Below are 15,996 nucleotides of genomic sequence, written 5' to 3' on the forward strand. Positions count from 1 at the left end.
AGACTGTCAATTGACGCAGCCGTGTTCATCCGGCCGCATCCATTCGCAATCTCTAGACCTGCGATTTGAAGTAGCTGAAAGAATGGACAAAGGCATCGCGAATTTTTTCCGTCTCAGCCACCATACGATCCCAGGAATCTTCACTTGATGCCTTGAGTTCTTCGTACTTGGCAACTGCCAGTTTGGATTGATTGCGCAACTTGGCCATTTCGGCCTTGTAGTTTTCCCGCGCATCCTCTTTGGCCTCCTTCGTCCGGGCTTCAAGCAGGTCCATTTTGGCGTTCAACTCGTCCAGTTGTTGTTTCATTTTTTCGGTGTATTCTTCGCGCTTTGTCATGAGAGTTTTCCTTTGTAGAGGGTGAATGTTTCTGGAGCGCAACGTTGCTTTTAGGCGCATGCGAATCACCCAACAGCACGTGCGATCTGAGGCTAAAACCAGGCAGGGGCGATGTCTGTGCGTTGTCACACATAATGGAAAAAGGCCGCTGTGAAGCGACCTTTTTGTTGATGCTTTCAGCTTTTTTACTGAACGCGACGCTGAACAGTAATCTGCTCTACTTCAACGCGACGGTTGGGTTCCAGGCACTCAATGAGTTGGGCCATCTTTTTCTCGGTGCAAATCACGACTGGATTCGCCTCACCCTTGCCCACAGTGTTCAGTCGGGTAGCGTCCAGACCCTTGGCTGTGAGGTAGTCTTTTACTGCGATGGCGCGGCGTTCAGACAGAGCCTGGTTGTACTTTTCGGAACCGAGTCGATCGGTGTAACCTGTGATGACCACATTGGATACCTCGCGATTGGCTGTCAAGGCGGCTGCGATTTCATCCAGTTTTGGCTGGGGCATTTTTAGTTGCGCGCTGTCAAAGCCAAACAATTCGGTGGCTGACAGGGTGTAACGTTCAAAACGCGGTGCAGGTGCCGGAACTGCCACGGGTGCGGGCGGTACGGGCGGTGCGATATATGGAGCCGGTGCCGCCGCCATCACAGGTGCCGCTGCCACTACGGAGCGCTCACGCGCCGGTTTGTCGAAGGCGTAATTGAGGCTCAAGGTCAGGTAGTTGCTGTTGGAGCTGTCGGCACCCAGGTTGTTCCCTTCACGAAAGCCGTGGTTGCGGCGGTAGTCGACCTGCACAGCCCACTGATCGTTCAGCGCTGCCTGAACGCCCACGCCTAGGCTCAGGTAGGGGGATGTCTGCGAAGTGTTGCCGGTAGTGCGTTCGAGTTCGTCGTATTGCACGCCGGTGCCAACCAGGAGAAACGGACGAATGGTACTGCGCGACAGCATATACAGCCCATCGACTCCCAATGTTGTCTGGCGAAAGCGGGGCAGGTTGTCCGAAGTGCGGGTTCCGGTGATGCCCATTTGCACATCCCAATTCTGGGAAATCGGCTTGCCAACGCGCAGCCCCACGCCGTTCGTATTCTTGTCCGTTCCCATTTGTGTGTCGGGTTGCGAAATGTTGACGCTTGGCGAGATGTACCAAGCGGGGTTGAATTCGGTTGTTTGTGCCTGAGCGCTTGCGGCGATTCCACCAGCCATGATAGTGACTGCGAATGCAATTTTGTTCAGATCATTCATAAGTTGCCTTGGTAAGTAAGCCGTGACGGCCAGAGTAAAAATACCGGCTCTCGAATCGCTTCGCGGCCGTGGAATGCAGGTTATGTTTTCTTCGGCCTTCTATCTGTTCGCTGCCGAACCGAGTACCGACGTAGGGGGCGAATGTGTCAACTACCAGCGGCGATAAAACGATCTGAGCGCGATCAGCCACGCTGCGCTGAGCGCAGCCATCAGTGCTGTGGCCTGCATGCCCGCAGTGTCCGGCCATGCCAATCCCATGATCTGCCGCAGCGCCGGAATGGCGACCACCGATGCCAGCATCAGAGCAATCAATGCAGCCATCCACGGAAGCCAGGGGTTGCGCGTCTGCAGCGCCTTTTGAGTTGCATCGCCATCTGCAGGCCCGTACCCAAAAATTCGCTCACGATTGGCCAATGTCAACAGCAGAACGCCTATCACCAGCGCAGAAAAAACGGCGCTACGCCCTTGCGCCGTCGCCTCGCCAGTTTCCGACAACAGTGCATGGCCACCCAGCAAAATAGCAGCGACGCCCAAGCCTTGCCACATTCCGCACAGCAGGTTGGCTGCGGCAAAGGGTGAGTCACCCGCAGCCCGTGGCGGACGCTGCATGGCTCCACGGGCTTCCGGCTCGGCCTCGAATACCACTGAGCAGGCGGGGTCGATGAGTAACTCAAGAAGTACGATATGGACGGGCAACAACAGCATGGGCCAGTGCAACAGTGCGGGTACCAGTGCGAGTGCAATGATGGGAATGTGCACCGCTACGGTGAAACGCGTGGCCTTGGTGATGTTGTCGTAGATGCGGCGGCCCTGGCGCACGGCTGCCACGATGCTGGCAAAGCTGTCATCCAGCAGTACGATGGACGCGGCTTCACGCGCCACGTCAGTGCCGCGCTCCCCCATCGCAATGCCCACGTCTGCCGCCTTCAGTGCTGGCGCGTCGTTGACGCCATCACCGGTCATCGCGACCACTTCTCCGTCTGCCCGCAGCACCTGAACCAGGCGCAGCTTATGGGCCGGCTGAAGTCTGGCGCACAAGTCGGTGCGGCGAAGCCGTTCGATCAGTGCTTCGTCTGTCAGGGTTTCAATTTCGGTGCCGGTCAGCACGACGGGCCGCTCACTCAGCCCCACTTGGCGTGCGATTGCACGCGCAGTTGCAGGGTGGTCGCCGGTCATCATGATCAAACGGATGCCCGCCTGCCGGCACTGGATGATGGCGGGGGGAACGTCACCCCGCGGCGGGTCTGCCAGCGCAACGAGGCCCAGGAAGGTGAAATCAAAATCATGTTGGCTGTTGGGCCAGGCCGGTGATGCGGTTGGATGCGCCACGGAGGGCGTTTTCCAGTACCCCTGCGCTACACCCAGAACACGCAGACCGCGCTGTGCGCAGTCCTCCACCTGGAGACGAACGGCGGCTCGTCGTTCGTCTGTCAGATGGCACAGGTCAGCCACGGCTTCTGGAGCGCCTTTGGTTGCAAGTAGGTAGGCAGTGAGCGGCGGAGGTTGCTCACCGGAATAGATCCGTGTCATGGCCAAAATCTCACTCGACAGCGGGTACTCGAACTCCACCGGCTGCCCATCGTGCAAACGTGTGGTAGCGGGCAGACGTGCGCGCCCAAAAGCTTGAATGGCCTTTTCCATCGGGTCAAATGGGTCGGCAGGCGTGGCCAGCATGGAAATCTCGACCAGATTGTGGAAGGCCGCGGGCAGGGCTGCAACATTGCTGGTGCTGATCGCACCCTCCGACTTGAAGCTCTTGCCCTCGATTGCCAGTTCGGAGACAACCATGCGGTTTTGCGTAAGAGTTCCGGTCTTGTCGACGGCCAGCACGGTAATGGCTCCCAGTGCTTCGACCGCCGATACGCGGCGTGTCAGCACCTTTTGGCGCGAGATGCGCCATGCACCCAGCGACAGGAAAACCGTGAGGATGACCGGAATTTCCTCGGGCAGGATGGCCATAGCCAGCGCAATGCCGGACAGCAGCGCATCCAGCAGAGATCGGCCGTCCCACAACCAGCCCAGCAAGACCAAGGCGCCAGCCGTCATCAGGGCGCCTAGGCCCAATTGACGAACCAGCCGGCGGGATCCCGTCTGCAGTGCAGACGGTGGCTCTGCGGTAGCGGCAAGTGCTACGCCTATGCGTCCCACGGCGGTGGCGCTGGCTGTGCTCTTCACTTCGGCAATTCCAACCCCCTGCGTGACCACTGTGCTGGCAAACAAGAAAGGGGTGTCATCCCCGCCCGGTTCGCCGAAGGCATTTGGCGCCAATGCATCCGGGCGCTTGCTTACCGGTACAGCTTCACCGGTCAACAGTGATTCGTTCACCGAGAGTTGCCCACTGAGCATCAGCGCGTCTGCGGGTATGCGGTCGCCCTCGTGCAACACCAGCAAATCACCGCACACGACGTCACGGCTGGCGATGCGCAGTTCCTTCCCGTCACGCCTTACCAGTGCGCGCGGAGCCGACAAGTCACGCAGCGATTCCAGTGCCCGTTGCGTTCGTCGCTCTTGCGCGAGAGTGATCCCGATAACCACAAATACAAAGCCCAGCAGGAACAGCGCTTCGGCCTGACTGCCTAGTGCCAGATAAATGCTCCCGGCCGCAAGGAGCATCAGGAACATCGGCTCTGTGAGTACCTCCCTGACTATGGCCGCAGACGACTTGGGGGCGCTGCCGGGTAGCAGATTCGGGCCGTCGACCATGAGTCGTTGGGCCGCCTCCGCAGTGCTCAGACCCGTTGATTCTTCGAGTGTAGACATGTCGCGCTCTCCCCATTAACGCAACAGTCTAGCCAGGCGCGTTGTGTAGAGTCTGTGCGGCGTCGAACAATGTCCTGGGACGAACGTGGTGCTGTTCAATGGACCGGAAAGGCTTCTGATGATCAGTGTTCGTTACCACACAGACGGTGCACACCTATTGCTCTTATTCTCGGACCAGTAACCCAACACGAGATTGTCTTGTTCAGGAGGAAACGTCATGTCGCTCGCCAGAAATTCCCGCACTGAGCTCTCGCTTGTCGTCAACCTTCCCAAGCAGAAGAAATTTCGGCTTCGTCCCCCAACGCCGATGCCTATGCTCGTCCCGGTAGCCACACCGGGACGTTATCTCGACAGATTGCGTTGGCTGTTCACGGGTCGCTGATGTGCGTCAAGCATGCCTTGCAATCTGCGCACCTGATGGTCGTGCCAGGTGGCTGTTGCCGTACGGAATCCGGACCGGGTAGTCAATGTGAAAACGGATGCCTCTTAGAGGCTTTTCGCTCCAGCGGCGGCGTCGCGACGGGCAGCGAACTCGCCGCGATACTTTCACCGCTGGTTGATCAGTCCATTTCGCGTGTAGCCCGTTGGATTGTTTCCCGGCAGGTCGTCACATTTACGTGGCGAACAACCGTTCTGATTCCGCTCTTTCAGTTTGATCTGGACCGAATGTGCATTCGGGCGGGGATGCATTCGGTCTGCTCTGAGCTCTCGGGGGCTCTGGACTCGGCGGAGCTTGTGCTTTGGTTTGCCCTGCCCAACGCCTGGCTTGGTAGTGCGACGCCAGCCAAAACAATGGCCATCGACGTGGGCGCAGTGCTGGATGCTGCGCGTGCCGATCGTTTCATCGCAAAAGGATAGCCGCGACGCGTGCTCTGGCCGACCGACTGGTTTGACTATCCGGTCAATCAGGAACGATCTGGGTACCCGCAGTGCCTGCCAGCATGTCCTCGATCCGTTCAAGCGTTCCGATCACGGCCCTTTTGCCTGTGGCCTGCACAAATTGAGCCGCTGCGTGTACCTTCGGCCCCATCGATCCGGCTGCAAACGCATTGCCCGCAAGTGCTTGGGGCGATGTCTTTCCAAGTGGACGCTGTTCTGGAAGTCCCCAGTCAAGGTAGACCGCATCGACATCGGTTGCGATGACCAGACAGTCAGCATGAAGTTCTCGCGCCAGCAGTGCACTGCACAGGTCTTTGTCGATGACAGCCTCGATACCGAGAAGATTGTGGCCGTCGGAACCGCGCACCACGGGAATGCCCCCGCCACCAGCCGCGATGACTATGGCACCACGCTCCAGCAGCCACCGGATCGGATCCAGACTCAGTATGCGACGCGGTACCGGTGAGGCAACCACACGCCGAAAGCCCGCGCCGTCGGGCGCAATGGACCAATGTCGGGTCGCTGCAACCCGTGTGGCTTCTTCATCGGAATAGACGGGCCCGATGGGCTTCGTGGGTTTTGCAAATGCAGGGTCGGCTGGATCGACCTCCACGCGCGTCAACAGCGTGGCAATCGCGCGTCCGGGGGGCAGCAGGTTCGCCAGTTCCTGCTCAAGCAGGTAGCCAATCATGCCCTCGGTTTCGGCGCCGAGCACATCCATCGGATACGGCTCCACCGCGTCGTAAGCCACTCCCTGCAGAGCCAGCAGTCCCACTTGGGGGCCGTTGCCGTGGGTCAATACAAGCTCGTGCGAGGCCGCCATACGCGCCAGCTGTGCTGCGGCGCGGCGGATGTTTTCCAGCTGGTTGGGCGCACTCAGAACCTGCCCGCGCCGCAGCAGGGCATTGCCGCCAAGTGCCACAACGACCTTCATGGTGCGCTCATTGTTGTGTCATGCAAGGGTGGCGACAAGCACCGCCTTGATGGTGTGCATGCGGTTTTCGGCTTGGGTGAAAACAACCGAGGCCTCAGACTCAAACACTTCATCGGTGACTTCGATCTCGGTCAGGCCGTAGCGCTCATGTACCTGCCGGCCAACCTCCGTATCAAGATTGTGAAAGGCGGGTAGGCAGTGCATGAAACGGGTCCGCGCCTTGCCGGTGGCCCGCATGAGTGATGTGGTTACCTGGTAGGGTAATAGTTGTTCGATCCGGGCCTTCCAGGTGTCCTCTGGCTCGCCCATCGAAACCCAGACGTCGGTGTACAGAAAATCGGCTCCCGCAACCGCGATCAGTGGATCGGTCTCGATGGAGATACGGGCGCCTGTGGTGAGCGCCAGTTCGCGCATCTGCGCTACCAGTTCTTTGGGTGGTTGCAGACCGGCGGGGGCTGCAATGCGGACATCCATGCCCATTTGGGTGCCTCCAATCAGCAACGAGCATCCCATGTTGAATCGCGCGTCACCCAAATAGCAAAAAGACAACTCATGCAGAGGCTTTTCGCCAAACTCTTCCATCGTTAGCAGGTCTGCGAGCACTTGTGTCGGGTGAGACTCGTCGGTTAACCCGTTCCAGACCGGAACACTCGAGAATCGCGCCAGCTCTTCGACCACGGTCTGGTGAAATCCCCGGTACTCTATACCGTCATACAGCCTTCCCAGAACCCGGGCTGTGTCTTTGAGGGACTCCTTATGGCCCATTTGGGACCCTGTGGAGTCAATGTATGTGACATGGCCACCTTGATCGTGTACCGCCACTTCAAATGCGCATCGCGTTCGCGTGGAGGCTTTCTCAAAGATCAGGGCAATGTTCTTGCCCTTCAAGCGGGGATGTTCGTTTCCGGCGTATTTTGAGCGTTTGAGCTCGGCAGCAAGGTCGAGTAGAAAGCGTATGCCCCGGGGGGGGAAATCCTTCAAGTCCAGAAGGCTTCTATTGCGAAGGTTAAAACTCATGGTGTGGTCCTGAATGGCATTGTTTCAAAGGGCATCGCGTTCAATGGGGCAGCTCATGCAATGGCTTCCACCCCGGCCGCGGCCGAGCTCACGGCCGGGAATCGTGATGACTTCGACGCCCGCCTTGCGCAGCAGGGTATTGGTATATGTGTTGCGGTCGTAAGCCACCACAACGCCAGGCGCCAGGCAAAGCAGGTTGTTGCCATCGTCCCACTGTTCACGCTCGGCTTCAAAGGCATCCCCGCCTGTCGACACCACCCGCAGCTTGGCCAGACCAAGCGCCTGTGCGATCACGTCCAGAAAAGGTTTGGCCTCCGTCCGCACGTCCAATGTTCCCTCTTGTGCGCCGGGGCGAATACTGTGCACCCGGATGGCATCGACCATTTCCGGAAAAATGGTGACCAGATCCACGTCGCAGAATGTGAAGATAGTATCGAGGTGCATTGCACCGCGGGATTTGGGTATCTGCGCTGCCAGCACCAGCGTTGCGGCGCCGCTGGCGAACAACGCACGTGCCAACTGGCTCACGGCCTGTGGCGACGTACGTTCGCCCATGCCGATCAGCACAATGCCTTTGGACAGAGGCATGACATCACCCCCTTCCAGCGATGCCATGCCGTGGCTCTGATCCGGGTCACCCCACCATACTTTGGCGTTGCTTGCGAACGCTGGGTGGAAACGGTACACGGCGGTTGTGAGCAGCGTTTCCTGTTGGCGTGCTGGCCAGTACATGGGGCACAGCACTACACCATCGAAGATCCAGCAACTGCTGTCACGCGTGAACAGGGTGTTGGGTAGAGGCGGCAACAACAAGTCCTCAGGGCCGGCGCAATGCGCTACGAGGCCTTCCGTTGCAAATGGTAATTCGGCGTTGGTGAGACCGCCGATCAGGTATCCGGCAAGTTGTGCTGGCAACAGTGCTTCCAGCCAGGGGCGCAATTGCCGCGCGGCTTCCGGGTCGACAAAGCCGTGTCCCAGTTTGCGGTCCAGTAACCAGCTGCGGGCCACGGGGTTGCTTACGGTCTCGGCCAGCAGGTCGTGCAGCTCAAGAACTTCGACGCCACGCTCCACCATGGCACTGGTGAACGCGTCGTGGTCATTGCGCGCCTGTGAAACCCAAAGCACATCGTCAAACAAAAGGTCCCGGCAGTTGGCCGGAGTCAGTCGCCTTTGCGCCAAGCCGGGACGGCACACCAGGACCTTGCGCAGCCGACCTATTTCCGAATAGAGGCCTTTTGGCATGTTGGTTCTCCCTGTTTTACATAGCCAGCCGGCCAGTGCCTAGCAGGTAGGCAGCCGCCAAAGCCAGCATCAGAACGCCCGCCAGGACGAACCACTCGTGTCCCGAAAACGGTTTCCGGGAAAGCTGCTTTTTCGCGAGCAGGTAGAGCGCGGCCCCGGGCGCATAGAGCAGCGCACTGAGCAGCAGGTATTTCAGCCCTGCTGCGTACAGCAACCAGAGGCAATAACCTGTTGCGATCATGGCGACCGGCATATCACTGCGGCTTCTGGCGGTGACGGCACCTTCGCCACGCCATGCCAGTGAGAGGCCATAGATGGCACTGAACAGGTAGGGGACGAGGATCATTGCCGTGGACAGGGAAATCAGGGCCAGATAGGACGCCTTGGAAACCAGCGTCAGAATCAGAAAGATCTGCACCATGGCGCTTGTGATCCACATGGCGTGGGCGGGCACGCCCTTGGTGTTTTGTTTTCCCAGCCAGGCCGGCATTACACCGCCTTGTGCGGGCGTAAAGAGCGACTCTGCAGCCAGCAGAGTCCAAGCCAAGAAGCCGCCGCCCACCGACACAATCAGCCCCAAATAGACCACTATGGCGCCCCAGGTACCGACCGCTTTTTCAAGGACTCCGGCCATAGACGGATTTTTGAGGCCAGCCAAATCGGGTTGCGTGTGGATGCCCAAAGACAGCAAAGACACGGCCATTAACAGCATCAGGCAAATCAGGAAACCCAGCACCGTGGCACGCCCCACGTCTTCCCGCTTGCGGGCGCGAGCCGAGTAGACACTGGCACCCTCAATGCCAATGAACACCCATACCGTCACCAGCATCGTGCTTTTGACCTGGTTCAGTACCGATCCCAATTTGGCGTCACCCCAAAAATCCAGTTTGAAGGTGCTGAACTGAAATGCCATGGCAACCAGCACGACAAACAGCAACAACGGTGCGATCTTTGCCAGCGTGACCACCGCGTTGAGCACGGCAGCACCCTGAATGCCCCTTAGCACCAGTGCATGGACCACCCACAGCACGATCGATGCACCAGCAATCGCGGCAAAAGTGTTGCCTTCGCCAAACGCCGGGAAAAAGTAGCCCAGCGCACCGAATGCGGCCACCAGATAGCCCACATTGCCGATCCAGGCACTAACCCAGTAACCCCAGGCGGAATTGAAGCCCACATACTCGCCAGACAGCGCCCGCGCGTAGGCGTAAACGCCGTTGTCGAGCTCCGGCTTGCGGATGGCGAGCACCTGATAGACGCGCGCCAGCATCAACATGCCAATGCCGCTGATGGTCCAGCCAATAAGGATGGCCCCGGCGCCTGCACCCACCGCCATGTTCTGCGGCAGGCCGAAGATGCCGCTGCCGATGATCGATCCCACGACCAGCGCAACCAGCAGCCCCAAACCAAGGGTCCCCGGGGCACGCGTGACGGGAGCAGGTTCTGGAGTCATACAGTGTCTCGCTAAGTTGTGTTGGACGTGCTTACCTGAATGAGTTCATTCTTGGTATGCGTACGGGGTGCGTCTGTGCGGTACCGAACACAGCCAACGGTGCGCCAACAGACAGACCTGCCCCCTGCGATGGGAAGACACTGGCTCCCGAACGTGCGCAGGGGAACCGGCGATCCGCGTTCTGGACCCCAAGAAACTTTCAAGGATTCGTCATGAAGATTGCACCGTTGATCAACCAAGCCACCAAAGTTCTACCTCTCACCCTCGCATTTGGCTTTGCGCTTTCCATGGGGGGCTGTGCCAGCACCCCCGTTCCCAACGAGCGCATGGCGGTGGCTGAAGCGGCGGTCGCGCGCGCCAACAGCACGGGAACCAGCGAAAACGCAGCCAGCCAACTGCTGGTAGCCACCACCAAGCTGGAGCGTGCACGCCAGGCGGTGATTGACAAGGACAACGAGCTGGCCGCTCAACTCGCCGAACAGGTGGTGCTGGATGCTCAAGTGGCCGAACTGCACGCCCAATCGGAGCGTTCGCGTAAAGCCGCGGCCGAATCGAAAGATGCGGCACGCGCGCTCAGCGAAGAAATTAATCGCAAGCCAGCCCAGTAATTACATCAGGAGCCTTTTATGAATATTCGACTTATGTCCCTTTTGACGCTGACTGCCGCTTTGGTGGCATGCGGTTCCGTTCCCGAGCGCAACCTGGCACTTGATCAGGCTCGCGGCAACTTCAACCAGGCCGAGCACGACCCGGAGGTTCTCGGGTTGGCGCCCGCCGAGCTGAAGCTGGCCAATGAATCGCTCATGCAGGCACAACAGTCATGGACGAGCGGTGCGCCCAGGGCCACCGTGGATCACTTGGCTTACATTGCCAGTCAGCGGGTGGCGATTGCCAGGGAGACGGCCTCCAGCACCGCCTACCAGAGCATCAGCTCTGGCGCTGCCGCGAAACGTGAGCAAGTGCGCCTTGCTGCACGTACCGAGGAAGCAAAAAAAGCGCAACAGCAGTTGGCCCTGTCGCAACAAAGCAATGCACGCAAGGACGAGCAGGTCAACGACCTGGAGGCGCAGCTCAAGGATCTGAACGCCAGGCGAACGGACCGCGGCATGGTGGTAACGCTGGGCGATATATTGTTTGACAGTGGCAAGTCGCAGCTTTTGCCAGGCGCCCAAGGCAATATGGCCAAACTGGCGGACGTTTTCAAGCGCAACCCGCAGCGCACCGCCTCTATTGAAGGCTACACAGACAACGTTGGATCAGTCAGTTCCAACCTGGAACTATCGAGCCGTCGCGCCAACGCCGTCATGGCGGCGCTCGTGAGCGAGGGTGTGCCAGCCATGCGATTGAGCGCCAAGTCCTTCGGTGAAGGCAATCCCGTTGCCAGCAACGATACCCCCGCTGGTCGCCAGATGAACCGCCGCGTGGAGATCGTTTTCGCACAGGAAAGCGTCCGCATTCTCGCGCAGTAGGGCCCACGCATAACGGTACCGACGATGAACTCGCCGCATTTCGCAACTGCGTGCGTTGGCGTACTGACAAATCGATCTGTGAGTAATAGCCTTGCATTGCAACTTTGAAATAATGAACAGGAAATACCATGAACAAAACTCTTATCGCGACTACGGTCGCAATGGCTTCGGCAGTTTTTCTCACCGCCTGCGGTAGCCCTCCACAGCAGACCAGTGCGCCTTACTACCCAGCCAGCCAGACCGGTTATCAGTCGAGCTTTGGTTTTATTGAGTCGATCCAGGTCGTCGCAGCCAACAGGTCCACCGGCCCTGGTGTCGGTGCAGTGGTCGGTGGTGTCGTGGGTGGCATCCTCGGCAATCAGGTGGGCGGCGGCACGGGCAAGGACGTCGCTACGGTTGTGGGTGTTGTTGGAGGCGCCGTCGTTGGCAACAAGATTGAGCAGAGCAACCGGGTGGCCACGCGCGATGTCTACCAGATCTCTGTCCGACTTGACAATGGAACGTACCAAAGCGTTCAGCAAGAAAGCTTGGACGGCATGCAGGTCGGGAACCGCGTTCGTGTTGAAAACGGTCACGTCTACCGCAATTGAGATCGCATTCACCCTGACTCGGCAAGCAAAATCCGTATGTGGAAGGCAGCCCATTGGTTCCCCTATGGGCGTCACGCCGTTTTTGTTTGCCGGAGCCCTGTGGGCTCATATTGGTAATCGCCGGGGCTGGACTTCTGGCCGCCTCACCTCTGGGCCTAACGCGGGACTGAGATGACTGGCGGGCTCTTGCCCCGCTCCCCTATTTGCGAAAAGAACTATCCAAAGGAAAGTCCCAATGAACAATCAACTGACGAACATTGCTATCACCATGGCGCTCACGGTGACCGCAGCGGCGTTCATAGCCGGCTGCAACCGCGTGGAACCAGTGCCAGCGACTGCAAGTCCTACCACTGTGGGCACGGAGCTTGACGATACGGTGATAACCACCCGCGTCAAATCCGCGTTGCTGGCTGACCAGGACATCAAGGGCTTTGACATCAAGGTGGAGACGCACAAGGGCATGGTTTTGTTGAGCGGCTTTGTTGACAACCAGAGCCAGATTGACCGTGTCATGTCGGTTACACGTATCGTCGAGGGTGTACGGGACGTTGAGAACAGAATGACCCTTAAAGACGGAGCTGCAACCATTGGCAACAAGCTGGATGATGGAATTGTCACCACCAAAGTAAAATCGGCACTGCTTGCCGACGCAAGCATCAAAAGCGCCCAAATTGCCGTGGTCACCCGAAAAGGCGAAGTGCAGCTGAGCGGTTTCCTGGACAATCAAATGCAGATTGATCGCGCCATTGCAGTTGCCGGTGCGATCGAAGGTGTGCGCAAAGTGGTAAACGAAATGAGTATCAAAAAATGACTTCGCGAGTCCGTGCCAGCCCTTAAGCGCCTGTCCTGTGCGGACTGCCTGCGTCCGCTGAGTACTTGTATTTGCAGGTGGATCACTCCAACAGACCACGGAGTTGAGGTGGTTGTTTTGCAACATCCGCTGGAGGTGGGCCATGCGAAGGGGAGTGCACGGCTCCTGCATTTGAGTTTGCCGAACAGCACACTGGCCATTGGCGAAGAATTTGCCCCTGCGATGCTGCGGTCCCTGATCTTTGAGCCGCTGCGTACACCTTCGAAGAGCGCCGGGCTCGCTCCAAAGCGCAGCATTTTGCTGTACCCGGACTCACCGCAAGCTCCGATGACCCGGATGCCTGCACCGGTTGCTGCGGTGGCCTTGGACGTGCCGGACTTGTCCCGCACGCGCCTGATCGTGCTCGACGGGACGTGGCGCAAGAGCCGCAAGATGCTCTATCTCAATCCGTTACTGCAGCAGCTGCCTCGTCTGGCGCTGCGCGACATGCCGGCGTCCCACTACCGGATTCGCAAGGCCCACAAGCCGGATCAGTTGTCCACGCTGGAGGCAACATGTGCAGCGCTGGCCCAAATGGACGGCAATGCTGAAGCGTGGCTTCCCCTGTTGGCTGCGTTCGATGGATTTGTTTCACAGCAGTCTGAGCACCACAAGAGCCGCTAACATAGCAAAACATCGGAAAAATTCAGTGGAACACCACCAGGAAAACGCTAATCCCGCCGCCCAAGCGCCGTCGCAGGGCGATCGTCCCGAAATTTTCGGTGCAGATGGCGGCGCAATGTTCAAAGTCTTCTTTGATCACGGTCCCGAGGCGATCGCGCTGACGCGCGCCAGCGACAGTGTGATCGTCGAGGTGAATCAGGAGTGGCTCAACCTGACGGGTTTTTCGCGGCAGCAAGCCGTTGGGCGAACCGCAGTGGAGATAGGCCACTGGGCAGACGAAGCGGCGCGTGATTTGGCGATGCAGCCACTGAAAACGACTGGTCGGGTGAATGATCTGGACGTGACGCTCGCCATGCAGGATGGCTTGCCACGGCTGGTGCGACTCAATGCGGTTTTGGTGACGGTGCAATCTGACTCTTACGTTTTAATCTATCTGCGCGACGTGACCGCTGAACGCCTCGCGCAAGAGGCGCTCAAGGCCAGCGAAAGAGCGCTGGAACAAGCCAATGAAAAACTCAACCAGCAGGTCACACTCTATGAGATGACCGAAGCGCTGGCCAAAGTGGGGCATTGGGTGGTTTATCCGGACGGCAATGGCGTGCAGTTGTCGCATGGTTATCGGCAAATTGGCAATCTGGGTGGTTCTGAATTGGTTCCCGTGGGGGCCCATTTGCGGGACGTTCTGGATGAGGATCGCGCCATGGTCAAGCAGGCACTCAGGCAAATGGATGGTGAAACCCTGGAGTACCGCTGGCGCAGACCCGATGGCGTCGTCATCTGGATTCGCTCACGCATGTACCGACAGCTGGAAAACGGTGTACTCAAGGCGGACTACGGCATCGTGCAGGATATTTCGCGTGAACGTGAGGCTTTGCAGGCGGTGGCGAACCAACTGGCAGCCACGCGACAGAGCGAGGCACGTTTTCGGGCTCTGACCGAGCTGACTTCGGACTGGTATTGGGAGCAGGATGTCAACTTCCGATTCGTCCGGGTAGATGGTGACATTGAGGCCGCGAGAAGCGTGCCCTCCGAGAGCTTCATTGGCGCTACGCGGTGGGACTCAGGCGTTCAAGGCGTGAGCCCGGCCCAGTGGGTGTCGCACCGCGCAGTGCTGGAGGCGCACGAAAATTTTCATGATTTTGAAATGCAGCGCTCGCGTAGTGACGGCTCCTTGATGTGGGTTTCCATCAGCGGAGCCCCGATCTTTGACAGCCAGGGGGTATTTGCCGGCTATCGGGGTACTGGCCGCGAGATCAGCGCCCGCAAGCAGGCTGAGGCAGACATCGAAAGACTGGCCTTTTTTGATGTGTTGACAGGCTTGCCCAACCGGCGCCTGCTGATTGACCGGCTCAATCAGGCCGTTGCTTCCAGCGCGCGACGGGGCAGCTTCGGGGCCTTGCTGTTCATTGATCTGGACAATTTCAAGATGCTCAACGACACACTCGGGCACCAGATGGGCGACGCGTTGCTCAAGCAGGTTGCGCAGCGCTTGGGCGAATGTGTGAGGGCGATCGATACCGTGGCCCGGTTGGGCGGAGACGAGTTTGTCGTGATGCTGGAGGAGTTGAGTGAAACGCAAGCGTTGGCCGCAGCGCAGGCTGAGCTGGTGGGCAAGAAAATTCTCACGGCGCTGAACCAGTATTTTGAGCTGGACGGGCAACAGCACCACAGTTCCCCCAGTATTGGCGTGACGCTGTTTTACGATCACCAGCAGACGGTGGACGAGCTGCTCCAACGCGCGGATCTGGCCATGTACCAGGCCAAGGCAGCCGGGCGCAACACCCTGCGTTTTTTTGATCCGGTGATGCAGGCTGCGGCATCGCAGCGCGCAGCGCTGGAGGCGGATATTCGGCAGGGGCTGGACCGCAACGAGTTCATGCTGCATTACCAGCCAGTCGTGGATGAGAACAGTCGCATGACCGGTGTCGAGGCCTTGCTGCGCTGGCAACACCCGCAACGCGGGTTGGTGTCGCCCGCCGAGTTCATTCCGGTGGCTGAGCAATCCGGTTTGATTTTGCCCTTGGGGCAATGGGTGCTGGAAGTGGCGTGTGCACAGTTGGTCGCCTGGAGCGCACAGCGTTCCACCCAGCGTTTGACGATGGCGGTGAACGTCAGTGCGCGCCAGTTTCGGCACCCTGATTTCTCCGATCAAATACTGGGCCTATTGCGCCTCAGTGGTGCCAACCCCTATCGCCTGAAGCTGGAACTGACCGAGAGTTTGCTGCTCAGTGATATTGAAGATGCCATTGCCAAAATGAGCGAGTTGCGTTCTATCGGGGTAGGCTTTGCACTGGACGATTTCGGGACAGGATATTCATCACTGTCCTACCTGAAACGTCTTCCGCTGGATCAATTGAAAATTGACCAGTCTTTTGTACGGGATGTCTTGACCGATCCCAACGACGCAGTCATTGCCCGAACGATTCTGAACCTGGCCCAAAGCCTGGATCTGAGTGCGGTTGCCGAGGGTGTGGAAACTGAAGGCCAGCGCGACTTTTTACGGCGCAGTGGCTGCAAGGCCTTTCAGGGCTATCTGTTCGGGCGGCCGGTGCCCGTGGACCAGTTGGTCTTGCCGGTGGCCTGAACCACCGTCAACACGC

At 58.8% G+C, this 15,996-nt stretch carries 14 protein-coding genes; 7 read left to right on the forward strand and 7 right to left on the reverse strand.

The window, feature by feature from the left end:
• Positions 1-52: 52 nt before the first annotated feature.
• The 3 genes from AC097W_RS02015 to AC097W_RS02025 all read right to left on the reverse strand — a co-directional run bounded on the left by AC097W_RS02015 (position 53) and on the right by AC097W_RS02025 (position 4,338).
• Positions 53-337 (reverse strand): sll1863 family stress response protein, encoded by a 285-nt coding sequence (locus AC097W_RS02015; RefSeq protein WP_479600583.1) that lies wholly within the window; start codon positions 335-337, stop codon positions 53-55.
• A 185-nt stretch (positions 338-522) separates the two neighbouring features.
• Complete coding sequence (locus AC097W_RS02020) at positions 523-1,578, reverse strand: OmpA family protein (RefSeq protein WP_479600584.1); 1,056 nt, start codon at positions 1,576-1,578, stop codon at positions 523-525.
• Between the two features lie 150 nt (positions 1,579-1,728).
• The gene (locus tag AC097W_RS02025; protein ID WP_479600585.1) at positions 1,729-4,338 is read right to left on the reverse strand and encodes a cation-translocating P-type ATPase; all 2,610 of its coding nucleotides are present in this window, start codon (positions 4,336-4,338) and stop codon (positions 1,729-1,731) included.
• Positions 4,339-4,719: 381 nt separating this feature from the next.
• Here AC097W_RS02025 and AC097W_RS02030 point away from each other — a divergent pair, with 381 nt between their 5' ends.
• A complete protein-coding gene (locus AC097W_RS02030) occupies positions 4,720-5,196 on the forward strand; it encodes a hypothetical protein (protein WP_479600586.1) in 477 nt (158 codons plus the stop codon).
• Between the two features lie 43 nt (positions 5,197-5,239).
• On the opposite strand, the gene arcC is transcribed toward AC097W_RS02030, so the two are convergent.
• The 4 genes from arcC to arcD are packed head-to-tail and all read right to left on the reverse strand — an operon-like array spanning position 5,240 to position 9,863.
• Positions 5,240-6,151: a carbamate kinase gene (gene arcC / locus AC097W_RS02035; RefSeq protein ID WP_479600587.1), complete on the reverse strand. Its 912-nt coding sequence runs from the start codon at positions 6,149-6,151 to the stop codon at positions 5,240-5,242.
• 18 nt (positions 6,152-6,169) lie between these two features.
• Positions 6,170-7,168 (reverse strand): ornithine carbamoyltransferase, encoded by a 999-nt coding sequence (argF, locus tag AC097W_RS02040; protein ID WP_479600588.1) that lies wholly within the window; start codon positions 7,166-7,168, stop codon positions 6,170-6,172.
• Between the two features lie 24 nt (positions 7,169-7,192).
• Positions 7,193-8,410, reverse strand: coding sequence for an arginine deiminase (gene arcA, locus AC097W_RS02045; protein WP_479600589.1), 1,218 nt, complete (start codon positions 8,408-8,410; stop codon positions 7,193-7,195).
• A gap of 16 nt (positions 8,411-8,426) precedes the next feature.
• Positions 8,427-9,863 (reverse strand): arginine-ornithine antiporter, encoded by a 1,437-nt coding sequence (gene arcD, locus AC097W_RS02050; RefSeq protein WP_479600590.1) that lies wholly within the window; start codon positions 9,861-9,863, stop codon positions 8,427-8,429.
• A 212-nt stretch (positions 9,864-10,075) separates the two neighbouring features.
• On the opposite strand from arcD, the gene AC097W_RS02055 reads away from it, so the two are divergent.
• The 6 genes from AC097W_RS02055 (at position 10,076) to AC097W_RS02080 (ending at position 15,980) form a co-directional block, all read left to right on the forward strand.
• On the forward strand, positions 10,076-10,471 hold the full coding sequence (locus AC097W_RS02055; protein WP_479600591.1) for a DUF4398 domain-containing protein: 396 nt from the start codon (positions 10,076-10,078) through the stop codon (positions 10,469-10,471).
• Positions 10,472-10,489: 18 nt separating this feature from the next.
• Positions 10,490-11,332: an OmpA family protein gene (locus AC097W_RS02060; RefSeq protein ID WP_479600592.1), complete on the forward strand. Its 843-nt coding sequence runs from the start codon at positions 10,490-10,492 to the stop codon at positions 11,330-11,332.
• A 128-nt stretch (positions 11,333-11,460) separates the two neighbouring features.
• Positions 11,461-11,922 (forward strand): glycine zipper 2TM domain-containing protein, encoded by a 462-nt coding sequence (locus tag AC097W_RS02065; protein ID WP_479600593.1) that lies wholly within the window; start codon positions 11,461-11,463, stop codon positions 11,920-11,922.
• Positions 11,923-12,157: 235 nt separating this feature from the next.
• Positions 12,158-12,733: a BON domain-containing protein gene (locus AC097W_RS02070; protein ID WP_479600594.1), complete on the forward strand. Its 576-nt coding sequence runs from the start codon at positions 12,158-12,160 to the stop codon at positions 12,731-12,733.
• A 12-nt stretch (positions 12,734-12,745) separates the two neighbouring features.
• The gene (locus AC097W_RS02075; protein ID WP_479600595.1) at positions 12,746-13,396 is read left to right on the forward strand and encodes a tRNA-uridine aminocarboxypropyltransferase; all 651 of its coding nucleotides are present in this window, start codon (positions 12,746-12,748) and stop codon (positions 13,394-13,396) included.
• A gap of 115 nt (positions 13,397-13,511) precedes the next feature.
• Positions 13,512-15,980 (forward strand): sensor domain-containing protein, encoded by a 2,469-nt coding sequence (locus AC097W_RS02080; protein WP_479600596.1) that lies wholly within the window; start codon positions 13,512-13,514, stop codon positions 15,978-15,980.
• Positions 15,981-15,996 lie beyond the last annotated feature (16 nt).

The organism is Rhodoferax sp. GT1R46, assembly GCF_056521285.1.